The sequence below is a fragment of the Xanthomonas sp. NCPPB 3200 genome (assembly GCF_056393585.1).
In genome coordinates this window covers 2,357,676-2,373,569 of the sequence record NZ_CM150785.1, presented here as the reverse complement: position 1 = coordinate 2,373,569, position 15,894 = coordinate 2,357,676, and the positions used below count along the sequence as shown (strand labels likewise).

At 65.8% G+C, this 15,894-nt stretch carries 14 protein-coding genes; 8 read left to right on the top strand and 6 right to left on the bottom strand.

Annotated elements, in window-relative coordinates; genetic code table 11:
• From AC06DU_RS10350 to AC06DU_RS10335, 4 genes are all read right to left on the bottom strand, one after another.
• Positions 1–1,290, bottom strand: coding sequence for a replication-associated recombination protein A (locus AC06DU_RS10350; RefSeq protein WP_226427869.1), 1,290 nt, complete (start codon positions 1,288–1,290; stop codon positions 1–3).
• Between the two features lie 159 nt (positions 1,291–1,449).
• Positions 1,450–2,079 (bottom strand): outer membrane lipoprotein periplasmic chaperone LolA, encoded by a 630-nt coding sequence (gene lolA / locus AC06DU_RS10345; protein WP_016901760.1) that lies wholly within the window; start codon positions 2,077–2,079, stop codon positions 1,450–1,452.
• A 107-nt stretch (positions 2,080–2,186) separates the two neighbouring features.
• The gene (locus AC06DU_RS10340) at positions 2,187–4,112 is read right to left on the bottom strand and encodes a DUF3857 domain-containing transglutaminase family protein (protein WP_478204311.1); all 1,926 of its coding nucleotides are present in this window, start codon (positions 4,110–4,112) and stop codon (positions 2,187–2,189) included.
• 184 nt (positions 4,113–4,296) lie between these two features.
• A complete protein-coding gene (locus AC06DU_RS10335; RefSeq protein ID WP_065031398.1) occupies positions 4,297–6,654 on the bottom strand; it encodes a DNA translocase FtsK in 2,358 nt (785 codons plus the stop codon).
• Positions 6,655–6,937: 283 nt separating this feature from the next.
• On the opposite strand from AC06DU_RS10335, the gene trxB reads away from it, so the two are divergent.
• The 4 genes from trxB to infA all read left to right on the top strand — a co-directional run bounded on the left by trxB (position 6,938) and on the right by infA (position 10,379).
• Positions 6,938–7,906 (top strand): thioredoxin-disulfide reductase, encoded by a 969-nt coding sequence (gene trxB / locus AC06DU_RS10330; RefSeq protein ID WP_016901755.1) that lies wholly within the window; start codon positions 6,938–6,940, stop codon positions 7,904–7,906.
• A 60-nt stretch (positions 7,907–7,966) separates the two neighbouring features.
• Positions 7,967–9,085, top strand: coding sequence for a GNAT family N-acetyltransferase (locus AC06DU_RS10325; RefSeq protein WP_478204309.1), 1,119 nt, complete (start codon positions 7,967–7,969; stop codon positions 9,083–9,085).
• Positions 9,086–9,330: 245 nt separating this feature from the next.
• A complete protein-coding gene (gene aat, locus AC06DU_RS10320) occupies positions 9,331–10,080 on the top strand; it encodes a leucyl/phenylalanyl-tRNA--protein transferase (protein WP_478204308.1) in 750 nt (249 codons plus the stop codon).
• An 80-nt stretch (positions 10,081–10,160) separates the two neighbouring features.
• On the top strand, positions 10,161–10,379 hold the full coding sequence (infA, locus tag AC06DU_RS10315; protein ID WP_002813418.1) for a translation initiation factor IF-1: 219 nt from the start codon (positions 10,161–10,163) through the stop codon (positions 10,377–10,379).
• Between the two features lie 301 nt (positions 10,380–10,680).
• Here the strand turns inward: infA and clpA are convergent, their stop codons facing one another.
• The gene (gene clpA / locus AC06DU_RS10310; RefSeq protein WP_478204307.1) at positions 10,681–12,963 is read right to left on the bottom strand and encodes an ATP-dependent Clp protease ATP-binding subunit ClpA; all 2,283 of its coding nucleotides are present in this window, start codon (positions 12,961–12,963) and stop codon (positions 10,681–10,683) included.
• A gap of 142 nt (positions 12,964–13,105) precedes the next feature.
• Positions 13,106–13,426 carry an ATP-dependent Clp protease adapter ClpS gene (gene clpS, locus AC06DU_RS10305; RefSeq protein WP_016901748.1) on the bottom strand — a complete coding sequence of 107 codons (321 nt, stop codon included), beginning with the start codon at positions 13,424–13,426 and terminating at the stop codon, positions 13,106–13,108.
• An 89-nt stretch (positions 13,427–13,515) separates the two neighbouring features.
• Between clpS and AC06DU_RS10300 the strand changes: the two genes are divergently transcribed.
• The 4 genes from AC06DU_RS10300 to hflD are packed head-to-tail and all read left to right on the top strand — an operon-like array spanning position 13,516 to position 15,882.
• Positions 13,516–13,680, top strand: a complete 165-nt coding sequence (locus AC06DU_RS10300; protein WP_478204305.1) for a hypothetical protein — start codon at positions 13,516–13,518, stop codon at positions 13,678–13,680.
• On the top strand, positions 13,677–14,135 hold the full coding sequence (locus AC06DU_RS10295) for an NUDIX hydrolase (protein ID WP_478204303.1): 459 nt from the start codon (positions 13,677–13,679) through the stop codon (positions 14,133–14,135). The genes AC06DU_RS10300 and AC06DU_RS10295 overlap by 4 nt, the downstream gene beginning before the upstream one ends.
• Positions 14,132–15,268, top strand: coding sequence for a tRNA 2-thiouridine(34) synthase MnmA (gene mnmA / locus AC06DU_RS10290; protein ID WP_478204301.1), 1,137 nt, complete (start codon positions 14,132–14,134; stop codon positions 15,266–15,268). Before AC06DU_RS10295 ends, mnmA begins: the two co-directional genes overlap by 4 nt.
• Positions 15,268–15,882 (top strand): high frequency lysogenization protein HflD, encoded by a 615-nt coding sequence (gene hflD, locus AC06DU_RS10285; RefSeq protein ID WP_024940108.1) that lies wholly within the window; start codon positions 15,268–15,270, stop codon positions 15,880–15,882. The genes mnmA and hflD overlap by 1 nt, the downstream gene beginning before the upstream one ends.
• Positions 15,883–15,894: the final 12 nt, after the last annotated feature.

The following is a 15,894-nucleotide window of genomic DNA, read 5'->3' as shown; positions in this document are numbered from 1 at the left end:
TTATGCCGTGGGCTTGCCGCCCTTGTCAGCCCGCGCCTGTTCGCGCGCGGCGCGCAGGCGGTCGAGCTTTTCCTTGAGCTTGATCTCCAGCCCGCGCGGCACCGGGTTGTAATAGACCCGCTCGCCCATCGCATCCGGAAAGCCGGTCTGGTCCAGCGCGATCCCGCCTTCGGCGTCGTGGTCGTATTGATAGTCCTGCCCGTAGCCCAGCGTCTTCATCAGCTTGGTCGGCGCGTTGCGCAGATGCAGCGGCACCTCCTGCGTGCCGGTGGCGCGCACCTCGGCCTTGGCCTGGTTGAAGGCGGCATAGCCGGCATTGGACTTGGCGGTGCTGGCCAGATACAGCACCAGTTGCGCGAACGCCAGCTCGCCCTCCGGGCTGCCCAAACGCTCGTAGATGTCCCAGGCTTCCAGCGCCATGCTCTGCGCGCGCGGATCGGCCAGGCCGATATCTTCGATCGCCATGCGGGTCAGCCGCCGCGCCAGATAGGCCGGGTCGCAGCCGCCGTCGAGCATGCGCGTGAGCCAGTACAGCGCGGCATCGGGGTTGGAGCTGCGCACCGATTTGTGCAGCGCCGAAATCTGGTCGTAGAACTGCTCGCCGTTCTTGTCGAAGCGACGCGTGCGGTCGGCCAGCACCTGCAGCAGCGTCTGCGGGGTGATCTGGCCACCCTCGCCGCCTGCCAGTTCCGCGGCGATCTCCAGCAGGGTCAATGCGCGGCGCACGTCGCCGTCGGCCGCGCTGGCAATTTCCAGCAGCGAGGCATCGCTGACCTGGATGCTCTCCTGCCCCAGCCCGCGCTCCGGATCGTGCAGCGCACGTTGCAAGGCCTCGACGATGTCCTGCGGCGAAACGCCTTCCAGCACGTGCACGCGGCAGCGCGACAACAATGCCGAATTCAGTTCGAACGAGGGATTTTCGGTCGTCGCACCGACGAACAGGATCGTGCCACGCTCGATATGCGGCAGGAACGCATCCTGCTGCGCCTTGTTGAAGCGGTGCACCTCATCGACGAACAACACCGTGCGGCGCCCGCCGGCAAAGCGCTGCGCAGCCTCGGCCAGCACCTGGCGCACCTCGGGCAAACCCGACAACACTGCCGAGATCGCCTTGAACTCGGCGTCGGCGTAATGCGCCAGCAGCAGTGCCAGGGTGGTCTTGCCGCAACCGGGCGGGCCCCACAGGATCATCGAATGCACACGGCCGGATTCCACCGCGCGTCGCAATGCGCTGTCGGGCGCGAGCAGTCGCTTCTGCCCGACCATCTCGTCAAGGGTGCGCGGACGCATGCGCTCGGCCAGCGGGCGCAGGTGCTCGCCGTCTACGCTGAGCAGATCGGCTTCGGGAGTGATGGGGAGCTTGGTTCGTGCCACGCGGCATTGTATCGCGTCAGCCAACGACCTTCTGCGAACACGGCCGTTGGCTGCACGACTCCTGCAAGCAACGGCTTACTGCGCGTCGCCGACCACGTCCACGCCCTTGCCCGGCGTGTAGCGGAAGGTGTCGGCCGCGAATGCCGGATTGCGCTTCCAGCCGCTGAAGCTGATCGCGGTGCGCTGGCCGACGGCATCCACCACTTCCATCCTGGCCAGGCCATCCTTGCCGAACCCCAGCGAGGCCATCTGGAAACTGGCTTCGGTGTCGACCTTGGGCGTCAGCGACAGCCATTGCAGTCCGTCACGCGGCGCCGCTTCTTCGCTGACGTCGTATTGCTTGTCCAGGCGCGCCGGGTCGATCAATGCAACCAGTGGACTGTTCTGTTCTTCGCTGCCCTGCGCACGCACGGTCACCTGCTCCAGGTCCGGGTCGAACACCCACACCTTCTTGCCATCGGCCACGATCAGCTGCTTGTAGGGCTTGGCGTATTCCCAACGGAACTGGCGCGGCGCCGACAATGCCACCCGCCCGCTCGCGCGTTCCTTGACCCGGCCGTTGGCATCGGAGACCTGCTGGCTGAACTGCCCGTCCAGGCCTTTCAGGCCGCGTGTGAACGTGTCCAGCTCCTGACGCGCACCGGCAAACGCGGTGCCGGCGAACAGGGCGGTGGCGAGAACGGCATAACGGAGCTGGCGATGCATCGCGGTGTTCCAGAAAGGGTATGCGGGAATTCTGATACTTCCTGGATGAATGGGCGAGCGCTATCGCACAAGGCGTTCAGATCGCGGCCGCCGCCAGTGGATTCATCTCACTGCGCCGTCTGTACCCTGGACAGATCGCCGTACACGATCTGCCCGCGAAAGCCGCGCCGCACCTGCTGGTAGAGCTCGCGAAACGCGCGGTAATCCTGCGGCTGACACAGCGCCTGCGGCCCACGTACTGCCGCGCGTTGCAAGCGATGCACCGCCGTCACCGTCTGGCCCTGGCGCGTCCACTCGACCGCGTACTCGCCAGCAGCGTTGCGAAAGCGACTGCTGCGCGGAATCGCGATGATCGGCACCGTCGCCGGGAAGCTCACCACATAGGTCTCCTCGCGCACGCTGTCGTTGCAGTAGAACGGGGTCAGGTTGTCGTCGGCCGAGGTGGTCGTATAGATGCCTCGGGTGGATTCGGCACCGGGCATATCAGGCAAGGTCATGCCGCCGACCACCGAAAAATCCACCGCATCCTCGGCCTGGAAGGAGTAGCGATAGTTGAACGGCGCATCCAGATCCAGCGGGTCGCCCTGGATCAACAGATCGCCGGTGCCGTCGAAGCCGGACTGCGCAATGATCGACTCCTCGATGCGATTGCGGTTCTGCGCATTGAGCTGCACGAACATCGCACGCAGCCCCACCTCGCCGGTCTGTCCGCTGTCGAGCGTGGTCAGGCCGTGCAGCCCGCCCTGCGGGGTAAAGCGGTACTCGGTACGCGCGACGTAGCGGTTGACCTTGCGGTCGTTGGGCGGGGTATGCGTGACCTTGCCGTCCAGCGTATGCACCACCGGCGCCCCGAGGTCGCCGGCCGGCAACTGGCCGAAGCGCGCGTACGGATTGGTCGAATCGACATACAGATCGAACGCCGGGATGTAGGTGATGGCGTGATTGAAGCGGCCGAGCACCGGGATCGGCGGCAGCGTCGGCCCGCCTTCGGCACCGATCAGCACCGGTGTGCTGGCGATGCCCTTGGCCGCCAGCAAGGCTTCCAGGATCACGGTGTGGTCTTTGCAGTCGCCATAGTGGTTGGCCAGGATGCTGTCGGCGCTGTTGGGCTCCAGCCCGCCATTGCCCAGGTATACCGCCACGTAGCGGATATTGCGCGCCACCCACGCGTACAGCGCAGCGGCCTGCGCCCGCGGCGCGTCGATGCCGCGGGTCACCTCGTCGGCCAGCGACTGGATCGCCGGCGTCACCGTGGCGGCGCGGCCACCCTTGACGTGATAGGCCAGGCCCATCTGCGACCAGCTGTCGAAGGTGCTGGCCATCAAGGTGGGGCTGAACTCCCAGGTCGCCGCGCTCCAGTTCTGGTTCTTCATCGGCGTGGTGCGCTGATAGCGCCACTCCCAGCGCGCCTGATCGCCACGCACCACCGGCCGGGTCCCGCCCTGCAAGCCGCGTACCGACAAATGCATCGGCAATGCCTTCGGTGCCACCAGCGTGACCACCGCATCGTCGTATTGCGCGAACACGCTGAAGGTCTCCCACAGACTGAAGTAGCCGGGGAAGTACGGGGTGTTCTGCGCACGCCGCACGCGATAGACGATGCGCGCGCCCGGGGCCAGATTCGGGAACACCACCACCTTGACCTTGCGGTCGGCATACATCGCCGCCGCCGCGCTGGAATAGCTTTCCTGGGTGTAGATCTTGTCGGGCGCCACATCCTGGCGCAGCCCTTCGGCGGTGACGGTGTAGGCCTGCAGCACCTCCAGGGTTTCCATCTTCTCGCTATAGCTCAGCCGCACCTGGCTGAACTGTTCCACCGCCGACTTGGTCTTGAGCAGGATCTCGTACTCGTCGGTTTCCACGCTGCTGGCATCGGCACGCACTTCGTAGTCGGCGCGATAGCGCACGAAGCTGTAGTTGGTGTCGGCCTGCATGCGCGCCGCAGCGGCAGCAGGCGCGGCCTGTTGCTCGGCCTGGGCCAGCAATGGCAGTGAGATCAGCAGCAGGAGCAGCAACACGGAACGACGCAGCATGGGTCTCGATCGCGGCGGGCCGGAGCGGCCCTCGGTCAACAGGGTAGCGGGTGTGCGCCGCAGCGTCAGGCACCGGCTTCCAACATTGCCGCATCCATGCGCATGTGCATGCGCGCACACACTCCGCATCAGCACGGAACGCGGCGTCGACCAGGCCGATACGCGCCGCGTTGCCGGCCGCCGATTACTTGGGCGGCGGCGGTGCCAGCACGGTGCGATCGCCATTGTGCTCGGGCGGGCTGACCACGCCGGCCGCCTCCATCGCTTCGATCAGGCGTGCGGCGCGGTTGTAGCCGATCTTCAAGCGCCGCTGCACGCCGGAGATCGAGGCACGCCGGGTTTCGGTGACGATGCGCAAGGCTTCGTCGTACAAGGGATCTGACTCGTCGCCGCCACCGCCGCTGCTTTCCGGCAAACCGGTCGCACCGACCACGGTGCCATCGCCCATGGTCTGAACCTCGTCCAGCACGCCTTCGACATAAGACACCGGCCCGCTGGCCTTGAGATGCTCGACCACCCGATGCACTTCCTCGTCGCTGACGAAGGCACCATGCACGCGGTCCGGCAGCGCGGTGCCGGGCGGCAGATACAGCATGTCGCCATTGCCCAGCAGCGCTTCGGCGCCGGACTGATCCAGGATGGTGCGCGAGTCGATCTTGGAGCTGACCTGGAACGCCACGCGGGTCGGGATATTGGCCTTGATCAGGCCGGTGATCACGTCCACCGACGGCCGCTGCGTGGCCAGGATCAGATGGATACCGGCCGCACGCGCCTTCTGCGCCAGGCGCGCGATCAACTCTTCGACCTTCTTGCCGACGATCATCATCATGTCGGCGAATTCGTCGATGAAGATCACGATGAACGGCAGTGTCTCCAGCGGCCGCGGCGCCTCACCCAGCTCGGGGTTGGGCTTGAACAACGGGTCCATCATCGGCTGGCCGGCGTCGATGGCGTCCTTGATCTTCTTGTTGAAGCCGGCCAGGTTGCGCACGCCCACCGCGCTCATCAGCTTGTAGCGGCGCTCCATCTCGGCCACGCACCAACGCAGGCCGTTGGCGGCCTCCTTCATGTCGGTGACCACCGGCGCCAGCAGATGCGGGATGCCCTGATAGACGCTCAATTCGAGCATCTTCGGGTCGATCATCAGCATGCGCAGTTCCTTGTGCGAGGCCTTGAACAGCAGGCTCAGCACCATCGCGTTGACCGCCACCGACTTGCCCGAGCCGGTGGTACCGGCCACCAGCAAGTGCGGCATGCGCGCCAGGTCGGCCACCGTCGGGCGCCCGGCGATGTCCTTGCCCAGGGCCAGGGTCAGCGGGCTGGCCGACTTGTCGTATTCCTTGGAGCGCAGCAGCTCGGACAGGAAGATCATCTCGCGGCTGACGTTGGGGATCTCCAGGCCGATCACCGACTTGCCCGGGATCACGTCGACCACGCGCACTGACTTGACCGACAGCCCGCGCGCGATGTCCTTGTCCAGCGAGCTGATCTGACTGACCTTGATGCCCGGTGCCGGCTCGATCTCGAAGCGGGTGATCACCGGGCCCGGATAGGCCCCGACCACCTGCGCCTCGATGCGGAAATCCTTGAGCTTGAACTCGATCTGCCGCGACAGCGTCTCCAGCGTCTCTTCCGAATAGCCCTTGGCCTGCGGCTTGGGGTCGTCCAGCAGGGCCAGCGGCGGCAGGTCGGAGCCGTCGGTGCTCACGCCCTGGAACATCGGGATCTGGGTATCGCGCTTGGCGCGCTCGCTCTTCTCCACCACCGGTGCCGGCGGCGGCTCGATCTTGACCGGCTCGCGCTTGGCCTGCTTGACCGCATCGACCTTGCGCACTTCCTCGCGCTCTTCGCGCATCACACGGGTCTGCTGCCACTCGGTGGCCTGGTGGGTTTTGCGCTGCATCAGCGGCCCCAGCGCCAGCACCCAGGTGCCGATGCGCTCCATCACCGCAAACCACGACAGGCCGGTGGCCAGGGTGATCGACACCAGCAGCAGCACCAGCACGAACAGGTTGGCGCCCAAGGCTCCGAACCCGGCGCTCAGCGAATTGCTGACCAACCGCCCCAGGATCCCGCCAGCGGCGGCCACGTCGCCGTTGAACAGGCGCAGATGCAGGAAGCCGGTCGAGGCGATCAGGAAACCCACCATGCCGACCAGCCGCAATGCCGGCCCCAGGTCGGCCTCGGCCTGCCCTTCCTTGTCCATGCCGAACAAGGCGATCCAGGCCACCGCGCCCAGTACCACCGGCAGCAGGAAGGCCACATAACCGAACAACTGCAGCAGCACGTCGGCCGTCCAGGCGCCGACGCGGCCGCCCATGTTGTGCACCGGCGCGACCACGCTGCCGGTCTGCGACCAGCCCGGATCGGCGCTCGAATAGGTGAACAGGCTGGCCAGCAGATACAGCAGCAGCGGCGCCACCGCGATCAATGCCAGATCGCGCCAGAGCTTTTGCCGACGCGGATTGTCCGCCGCCGCTGTCTTGCGCGAGGACGTCTTGCCCTCAGCGGGCTTGCTGCGTTCGGGAACCTGCTTTGCCACCTGTAGCCAGACCTTAGAAAAATGCTGTTAGTGGTTGATAATAAACGACTGAGGCCACGGTTTCAGCTGTTGCATGCGCATCGCCTGCGCGGGCATGCGATGGTCAACAAAAAACGCCGCACGGGGCGGCGTTGATTACGCGTACTGGGTGGACCATGCCATCTGCGGTTCAAGCAGTTCCATCGCGCCGCCTTGATTCACCGGGTGGGGACCGCCACTCTATGCCGCCACAGGGGCGCGAATTCACCCGCCTGCCCTGCCAATTCCTAGATCGCGAGTATACATGAGCGCCTCTTCTGCCAGTCCCGCCAAGCATTCCCGTCTGCTGATCCTGGGCTCCGGCCCGGCCGGCTGGACCGCCGCGGTCTACGCCGCCCGCGCCAACCTCAAGCCGGTGGTGATCACCGGCCTGCAGCAAGGCGGCCAGCTGATGACCACCACCGAAGTCGACAACTGGCCGGGCGACCCCCACGGCCTGATGGGCCCGGACCTGATGAGCCGCATGCAGGCGCATGCCGAGCGCTTCGAGACCGAGGTGATCTTCGACCACATCCACACCGCCGACCTGTCGCAGCGCCCGTTCCGGCTGACCGGCGACGGTGCCGAATACACCTGCGACGCACTGATCATCTCCACCGGTGCCACCGCCAAGTACCTGGGCATCCCCAGCGAGGAAGCCTTCAAGGGCCGCGGCGTGTCCGCCTGCGCCACCTGCGACGGCTTCTTCTACAAGGACCAGGACGTTGTGGTGGTCGGCGGCGGCAATACCGCAGTCGAAGAAGCGCTGTACCTGTCCAACATCGCCCGCAAGGTCTACCTGGTGCATCGCCGCGACACGCTGCGCGCCGAAAAGATCATGCAGGACAAGCTGTTCGCCAAGGTCGCCGCCGGCAAGATCGAAACCGTCTGGCACCACGCCATCGATGAAGTGCTGGGCAACGACGCCGGCGTCACCGGCGTGCGGGTCAAGTCCACCCTCGACGGCAGCACCCGCGAGATCGTCGCGCACGGCTTCTTCGTTGCCATCGGCCATCATCCCAACACGCAATTGTTCGACGGCCAGCTGGCGATGAACAACGGCTACCTGGAAATCCGCTCCGGCCTCAACGGCGCGGCGACCGAGACCTCGGTGGCCGGTGTGTTCGCCGCCGGCGACGTCGCCGACCAGCACTACCGCCAGGCGATCACTTCGGCCGGCTTCGGCTGCATGGCCGCGCTGGATGCCGAGCGCTACCTCGACAAGAGCGCCTGAGGTGGCTGCTGACCGCCGGCCGCGCCGTGCGGGCAGCGCCGAAACCAGTGGACCGTGCGCATGAGCGTCACGGCCCGCTGGTGCCGGCGGCTGGACGAGCTTCCGGCCGGTGCCTGGGAAACGCTGCATGACGGCGCGCACCCATTCATTTCTTACGCGTTCCTGGAAGGCCTGGAGCAGGAGGGCTGCCTGCGCCCGGACTGGGGCTGGAACCCGCTGCACCTGACACTATGGGACGGCGACACGCTGGTCGCCGCCGCACCGGGATACCTGAAGAACAACTCGCATGGCGAGTTCGTGTTCGACCACGCCTGGGCGAACGCCTACGCGCGCTACGGGCAGGAGTACTTCCCCAAGTGGCTGTGCGGGGTGCCCTACTCGCCGGTGACCGGACCGCGCCTGCTGGGCGCAGCGCGCTGGCGCCCGCAGTTGCTCGCGGCGATGCGCACGCTGGTGGAGCGCAGCGGGCTGTCGTCGGCGCACGTCAACTTCCACCCGGCCGACGAAGATGCCGCCTTCGACGCCGACTGGCTGGAGCGCAACGATCTGCAGTACCACTGGCACAACGCCAGCGGCTGGAGCGATTTCGAAAGCTTCCTGGCCGCGATGGACCACAAACGGCGCAAGAACATCCGCCAGGAGCGCGCCAAGGTGCAGCGAGCCGGCGTGCAGTTGCGCGTGGTGCATGGCGATGAAGCCAGCGACGCCGACCTGCAAGCGATGTACGGCTTCTATCTCAAGACCTTCAACGAATACGGCAACTCGCCTGCGCTGACGCCGGAATTCCTGCATCACCTGGCCCGGCACCTGCCGCGCCAGCTGGTGATGTTTCTGGCCGAGCTGGACGGGAAACCGATCGCCGGCGCGCTCTGTTTGCGCGGGCGCGACACGCTGTACGGGCGTTACTGGGGCGGCGAAGCCCTTCCGGGGCTGCATTTCGAGACCTGCTACTACCAAGGCATCGAATACTGCCTGCGCGAGGGCCTGGCCCGCTTCGAGCCCGGCGCGCAAGGCGAGCACAAGATCGCGCGTGGCTTTCTGCCGACTCTGGTCCGCAGCCGCCACTGGATCGCCGACCCCGGCTTCCGCGAGCCGCTGGCGCAATGGTGTGCCGACGAGCGCCAGGCGGTGGCCCGGCATGCACGCGAGCTGTCCGAGCACAGCCCGTTTCGCGACTGAGCCGCGCGGCGGCGACGTAGGGCGTAGCCACTGCTGATCGCCGGCCGGGCGTCTTGCAGATGTGGCGGCGGTGCGATTCAACCATCCAAGGACTAATCCTCGGCCGAGTGCGCACTACGCGCCCAGCGGCGCGGTGCTCGCGGACGCATGCCGTAAAGCGCGTCGACCACACACGCGATTCGTCGCATGCCGGCGATGGTCGTCGCACTGGGTGCAGCATGTACGACACGCTCTACACTGCGCGCATGTCCCGCGCCCTTCCCTACCTGCTGGCGGCCGATCCGGCCGCCCCGTTTCCTCCGGCCGAGTCCGCGTTGCGCGAGCCGGACGGCCTGCTCGCCATCGGCGGCGATCTGTCGCCGCAGCGCCTGCTCAACGCCTATGCCAGTGGCGTGTTCCCGTGGTTCTCGGAAGGCCAGCCGATTCTGTGGTGGAGCCCGGACCCACGCACGGTGTTTCGCACCGATGGCGTGCGCCTGTCCTCGCGCTTCCGTCGCCAGCTGCGCAGCAGCCACTGGATCGTGCGCGCCGATACCGCCTTCGCGCAGGTGATCGATGCCTGCGCGTCGATTCCGCGTGCCGGCCAGGATGGCACCTGGATCACCACGCCGATGCAGCAGGCCTATCTCGAACTGCATCGGCTGGGCCATGCGCATTCGCTGGAAGTATTCGATGGCACACGCCTGGTCGGCGGCATCTACGGCGTGGCGGTCGGCCGGATGTTCTTCGGCGAGAGCATGTTCAGTGCCGACAGCGGCGGCTCCAAGGTGGCGCTGGCGGCGCTGGCCGCGCACCTGCATTCCCGCGGGTGGCCGTTGCTCGATGCGCAGGTGGAGAATCCGCACCTGATGCGCCTGGGTGCGCAACGCCTGCCACGTGCAGAGTTCCTGCAGCAGGTGCGGCTGCAGGTCGGCCAGGCGGCGGCACCCGGCAGTTGGTCCAAGCGCTACGGCGAGCGGCCTGCCAGCGCGCTCGCTGAAGTCCGCTTAACATAAAATTTGCACCGCGGGGAGATGGGGCGTAAAATGCGGTCCCTTACGGCCCTTCCGGGCCAGCCGTGATTGCACAGGATTACATGTCGAAAGACGACTCCATTGAATTCGAAGGCAGCGTCAGCGAGACGCTCCCCAACACCACGTTCCGGGTCAAGCTGGAAAACGGGCATGAAATCATCGCCCACATCTCCGGCCGCATGCGCAAGAACTACATCCGCATCCTGACCGGCGACCGGGTCAAAGTTGAGATGACTCCCTACGACCTGACCAAGGGTCGTATTACCTACCGCATGAAGTAAGCGGTTCTGGTGTGAGACGCGAGGCGGCCAATGGCCGCTTTTTGTCGTGCCCGAGATTTGCGTATCGGGTTGGCAGCGGTGATCCGGCAGTGTCGGCTTGCTTCTGTCTTCGCTTGCACCTTGCCTCCGCGCTTGCGCCTCGATCGCTACCCCGCCCAAGCTCCGGAGCGCGCTGTCGTGGCTCCTCGCGAGCTGCGACCGCCGCCCGGCTTCTATGCGCCCCTCACTCGGGCCACACGTTCTGAGGGCATAAAAAAACCGCTCTTTCGAGCGGTTCTTTCATTTCAGGACCGCAAGGCGATCAGTCGACCGTTGCCGGCAGCAGACGCTCCGGTTCCGGGTGCGCTTCCACCACCAGTTCGCCATCCTTGACGTCGATACTGACCCGACCGCCTTCCACCAGCTTGCCGAACAACAGTTCGTCGGCCAGCGGACGCTTGATCTTCTCCTGAATCACACGCGACATCGGGCGCGCGCCCATCAACGGATCGAAGCCGTGCTGGGCCAGCCAGTCGCGGGCAGTCGGGGTGGCCGACAGCGAGACGTGCTTTTCCTGCAACAGCATTTCCAGCTCGATGATGAACTTGTCCACCACCCGCAGGATGTGGTCGAAGCCCAGCGGCTGGAACTGCACGATCGCATCCAGGCGGTTGCGGAACTCGGGCGTGAAGCCGCGACGGATCGACTCCATCGCATCGGTGGAGTGATCCTGCTTGGTAAAGCCGATCGACCGCCGCGACGCCTGGGTGGCACCGGCATTGGTCGTCATCACCAGGATCACGTTCTTGAAGTTCGCCTCGCGCCCATTGGTGTCGGTCAGGATGCCGCGATCCATGACCTGCAACAGGATGTTGAAGATGTCCGGATGCGCCTTCTCCACCTCATCCAGCAGCAGCACGCAGTGCGGCGTCTTGACGATTTTCTCGGTCAACAGACCGCCTTGATCGAAGCCCACATAACCCGGAGGCGCACCGATCAGGCGGCTGATCGAATGCGCTTCCATGTACTCGGACATGTCGAAGCGCACCAGCTCGATCCCCAGCTGCAGCGCGAGCTGCTTGGTGACCTCGGTCTTGCCGACACCGGTAGGGCCGGCAAACAGGAAGTTGCCGATCGGCTTTTCCGGATTGGCCAGGCCCGAGCGCGCCAGCTTGATCGAACCGGCCAGCGTCTCGATTGCCGGGTTCTGCCCGAAGATCACCATCTTCAGATTGCGCTCCAGATGCTGCAGCACGTCCTTGTCGGTCGCGCTGACCTGCTTGGCCGGAATCCGCGCCATCTTGGCGACGATGGTCTCGATCTCCTCGATATCGATCAGTTCCTTGCGCTTGCCTTCCGGCAGCAGACGCTGACGCGCACCGGCCTCGTCGATCACATCGATCGCCTTGTCCGGCAGCAGGCGGTCGCCAATGTGCTTGACCGACAGGTCCACGGCCGCCTGTAGCGCGTCATCGGCATAGGTCACGCCGTGATGCGCCTCGTACTTGGGCTTGAGGCCCTGCAGGATTTCGAAGGTCTCGCCCACGGTCGGCTCGACGATGTCGATCTTCTGGAAGCGACGCGCCAGTGCACGGTCCTTTTCGAAGATGCCGCGATATTCCTGGAACGTGGTCGAGCCGATGCAGCGCAGCTCGCCCGACGACAGCGCCGGCTTGATCAGATTGGACGCATCCATGGTGCCACCCGACGCCGATCCGGCACCGATGATGGTATGGATCTCGTCGATGAACAGCACCGCGTTGGGCACCTTCTTCAGCGCCGCCAGCACGCCCTTGAGGCGCTTTTCGAAGTCGCCGCGGTACTTGGTGCCGGCTACCAGCGCGCCCAGGTCCAGCGAGAAGATCACTGCATCGGCCAGTACCTCCGGCACGTCGTTGTCGACGATGCGCTTGGCTAGACCTTCGGCGATCGCAGTCTTGCCCACGCCGGCCTCGCCCACGTACAGCGGGTTGTTCTTGCGGCGGCGGCACAGCACCTGGATGGTGCGCTCGATTTCGTCGCCACGGCCGACCAACGGGTCGATCTTGCCGTTGCGGGCCTGCTCGTTGAGATTGGTGGCGAACTCGGCCAGCGCATCGCCCTTGGCCTCGCCCTCCCCGCCCTCGCTCTTGGGCTCGCCATCGGAGGCGGACGGCTGCTCGCCGTCTTCGCCCAGCTTGGCGATGCCATGGGAGAGGTAATTGACGATATCCAGACGGGTGATGTCCTGCTGGTTCAGGAAGTACACCGCGTGCGAATCCTTCTCGCCGAAGATCGCGACCAGCACGTTGGCGCCGGTGACTTCCTTCTTGCCCGAGGATTGCACGTGATAGACCGCACGCTGCAGCACACGCTGGAAGCCCAGGGTGGGCTGGGTGTCGCGGCCATCGTCTTCGGCCAGGCGCGAGACCGAGGCCTCGATCGCCTGCTCCAGATCGTTGTGCAAACGCACCTGGTCGGCGCCGCAAGCCTTGAGGACGGCATGGGCGGACGGGTTGTCCAGCAGCGAGAGCAGCAGGTGCTCGACGGTCATGAACTCATGACGCGCCTCGCGTGCTCGCTTGTAGCACTGGCCGATGGTTTGCTCTAGGTCTTTGCTGAACATTGGTAACTCCGAACGGCTGTTGCCAACAATATGCGGCTTTTGTTGGGATTTACCACAACCCTATCGGATAGGCATGTTCAGACGGCGTTAGCATGTGATTGCAGCCACAGTGTTGCGCTGCTGGAATGATCGAATTGACGCCTCAGGTCTGTTCCATCGTGCACAGCAGCGGGTGCTGGTTCATGCGCGAGAATTCGTTGACCTGCGCCACCTTGGACTCTGCGACTTCGCGGCTATAGACCCCGCAGACGCCGCGTCCACGGGTATGGACATGCAGCATGACCTGCGTGGCCCGCTCCAGATCGAGGTTGAAAAACTGCTGCAGCACCGTCACCACGAAGTCCATCGGGGTGTAGTCGTCGTTCAGCAAAAGCACCTGATAACGCGGCGGTGGCGCCACTTCAGGCTTGCTGGCTTCGACGGTGAGGCCGTGATCGTGTTCGTGTGAGGTCTTACGAGGCATCCGGGCATTATACGGTTCATCGCCGCACGCATTGGACGATTTACGCCGCGCCCCGCACAATTTGTCTCCGATTCCATGGCTGGCCCTTGATGACCGATTCCCTGACCGCGCGGTTGCTGGCGCCGTCGTTCACTACCGACGTGTCCAGCTCCGTGCACCTTGCCGGGTCGCAGCGCCGCTTGACCCGGCTTCAGACCGTACGGTTCGCCGCCAGCGCGAGCGCGGCGCCGATCATGCAGGACCCGCAGCGATGAGCGCTTCCGACCAACGCTGGCATCCGGATGTCACTGTGGCCACCGTGGTGGTGCGCGACGGGCGCTTCCTGCAGGTGGAAGAGACCATTGGCGGCAAGCTGTTGTTGAACCAGCCTGCCGGGCATCTGGAACCGGAGGAGAGCCTGCTTGATGCGGCGGTGCGCGAGACGCTGGAAGAGACCGGCTGGGATGTCCGCCTGACCCACTTCATCGGCACCTACCAATGGGTCGCCCCGACTGGGCAGTGCTTCCTGCGGTTTGCGTTTGTCGCCGAGGCCGTGACCCACCATCCCGAGCGCAGCCTGGATACCGGCGTGGTGCGCGCGTTGTGGATGACGCCGGACGAATTGCGCAGCGCGAGCGAGCGCCTGCGCAGCCCGCTGGTGTGGGAAGTGGTGGCCGACTATCTGGCCGGCCAGCGCCATCCCTTGGCCTTGGTGCGGCACGTCGCATGAGTACGCCGCGGATCGTTGTGGGGGTCTCCGGCGGTGTGGATTCGTCGGTGGCGGCCTGGCGGCTGGCCCAGCAGGGTGAGTCGATCGCAGGGCTGTTCATGCAGAACTGGGCCGACGATGGCAGCGGCGATTGCCGCGCCGAGGACGACCGCCGCGATGCGGTGGCGGTGTGCGGGGTGCTGGGCATCCCGTTCCACTTCCGCGATTTTTCCGGTGAATACTGGAGCGGCGTGTTCGAGCACTTCCTGGCCGAATACGCGGCCGGGCGCACGCCGAATCCAGATGTGCTGTGCAACCGCGAGGTCAAGTTCAAGCATTTTCTGGAGGCGGCCCAGGCGCTGGGCGCCGAGCGCATCGCCACCGGCCACTATGCGCGGGTGGCGCACAGCGGCGGGCGCTGGCGCCTGCTGCGCGGCGCTGACCGCAGCAAGGACCAGAGCTATTTCCTGCATCAGCTGGGCCAGACCCAGCTGGCCGCGACGCTGTTTCCGATCGGCGATATGGAAAAAAGCACGCTGCGCCGGGTCGCCCAGGACGCCGGTCTGCCGACCCATGCCAAGAAGGATTCCACCGGCATCTGCTTCATCGGCGAGCGCGACTTCCGCGAGTTTCTGGGCCGTTACCTGCCCGCACGCAGCGGCGAGATCCGCGACCCGCAGGGGCAGCGCATCGCCGAGCATCCGGGGGTGTTCTATTTCACCCTGGGTCAGCGCGAAGGCCTGAACATCGGTGGCGTGCGTGGGCGTGCCGCCGCGCCGTGGTACGTGGTCGGCAAGGATGTGGCGAGCAACGTGCTGTATGTGGACCAGGACCGCGACAGCCCGCTGCTGCAATCGCGCTGGCTGCAGTCCGAGCAGGCCCATTGGGTCACCGGGGCGCCGCCGGCGCGCAGCTTCGTCTGCACCGCACAGACACGTTACCGGCAGCCCGACGAGCCGTGCACGGTCGAGGTGCAGGACGATGGCAGCGTGCAGGTGCGTTTCGAGCGGCCGCAGCGGGCGGTGACGCCCGGGCAGTCGCTGGTGCTGTACGACGGCGAGGAATGCCTGGGCGGTGCGGTCATCGCCGCCACCGATGCGCCGCTGGAACGCCAACTGGCGGGATCTTCTTTTTCACCTGAGGTAGTGGCTTGATGAGTTCTTCCATGGATCACCGCGTGCTGGCGCTTGCCGGCGTCGCCCAGGCCCTGCAACAGGTGCGGCGGATCGCCGAAACCGGGCATTCGGAGGCTGCGACGGTGCGTACCGCCATGGACAGCGTGTTCCGGGTGGATGCGTCCTCGCCGGAGGCCGTGTACGGCTCGCCAGCGGACCTGGCGCCAGGGCTGCGGCTGCTGCACAACTATTTCCACAACCAGGGCCAGGACGAGGTCCTGCCGCGGCTGGCGCTGGCAGTGCTGCAGCTGGAGCGCCGCTTCGTGCGCGACACCGCCACCGTGGCCACGGTCTCCAATGGCATCGAGGCAGCGGCGCGGCAGGCACACAGCCTGGGCGACAGCGGCCACCCTGACGTGCTGAGTTCGCTGGGCGGGCTGTATGCGCAGACCATCAGCCACTTGCGCCCCAAGGTCATGGTGCAGGGCAATCCGCATTACCTGGGCCAGGCCGGCGTGGTCGCGGAAATCCGCGCGCTGCTGCTGGCCGCGGTCCGCTCGGCCGTGTTGTGGCGGCAGATGGGTGGCAGCCTGTGGGATTTCCTGTTTGCCAAGCGCGCAATGATCGAAGCGGTGGACCGCGCGCTGCGCTAGACCACTGACGAT

Bases quoted from the DNA above. Each gene is read 5' to 3' on its own strand.
- AC06DU_RS10350 (WP_226427869.1), bottom strand. From the start codon at position 1,290: ATGCGTCCGCGCACCCTTGACGAGATGGTCGGGCAGAAGCGACTGCTC.
- lolA (WP_016901760.1), bottom strand. From the start codon at position 2,079: ATGCATCGCCAGCTCCGTTATGCCGTTCTCGCCACCGCCCTGTTCGCC.
- AC06DU_RS10340 (WP_478204311.1), bottom strand. From the start codon at position 4,112: ATGCTGCGTCGTTCCGTGTTGCTGCTCCTGCTGCTGATCTCACTGCCA.
- trxB (WP_016901755.1), top strand. From the start codon at position 6,938: ATGAGCGCCTCTTCTGCCAGTCCCGCCAAGCATTCCCGTCTGCTGATC.
- AC06DU_RS10325 (WP_478204309.1), top strand. From the start codon at position 7,967: ATGAGCGTCACGGCCCGCTGGTGCCGGCGGCTGGACGAGCTTCCGGCC.
- aat (WP_478204308.1), top strand. From the start codon at position 9,331: ATGTCCCGCGCCCTTCCCTACCTGCTGGCGGCCGATCCGGCCGCCCCG.
- infA (WP_002813418.1), top strand. From the start codon at position 10,161: ATGTCGAAAGACGACTCCATTGAATTCGAAGGCAGCGTCAGCGAGACG.
- clpA (WP_478204307.1), bottom strand. From the start codon at position 12,963: ATGTTCAGCAAAGACCTAGAGCAAACCATCGGCCAGTGCTACAAGCGA.
- clpS (WP_016901748.1), bottom strand. From the start codon at position 13,426: ATGCCTCGTAAGACCTCACACGAACACGATCACGGCCTCACCGTCGAA.
- AC06DU_RS10300 (WP_478204305.1), top strand. From the start codon at position 13,516: ATGACCGATTCCCTGACCGCGCGGTTGCTGGCGCCGTCGTTCACTACC.
- AC06DU_RS10295 (WP_478204303.1), top strand. From the start codon at position 13,677: ATGAGCGCTTCCGACCAACGCTGGCATCCGGATGTCACTGTGGCCACC.
- mnmA (WP_478204301.1), top strand. From the start codon at position 14,132: ATGAGTACGCCGCGGATCGTTGTGGGGGTCTCCGGCGGTGTGGATTCG.
- hflD (WP_024940108.1), top strand. From the start codon at position 15,268: ATGAGTTCTTCCATGGATCACCGCGTGCTGGCGCTTGCCGGCGTCGCC.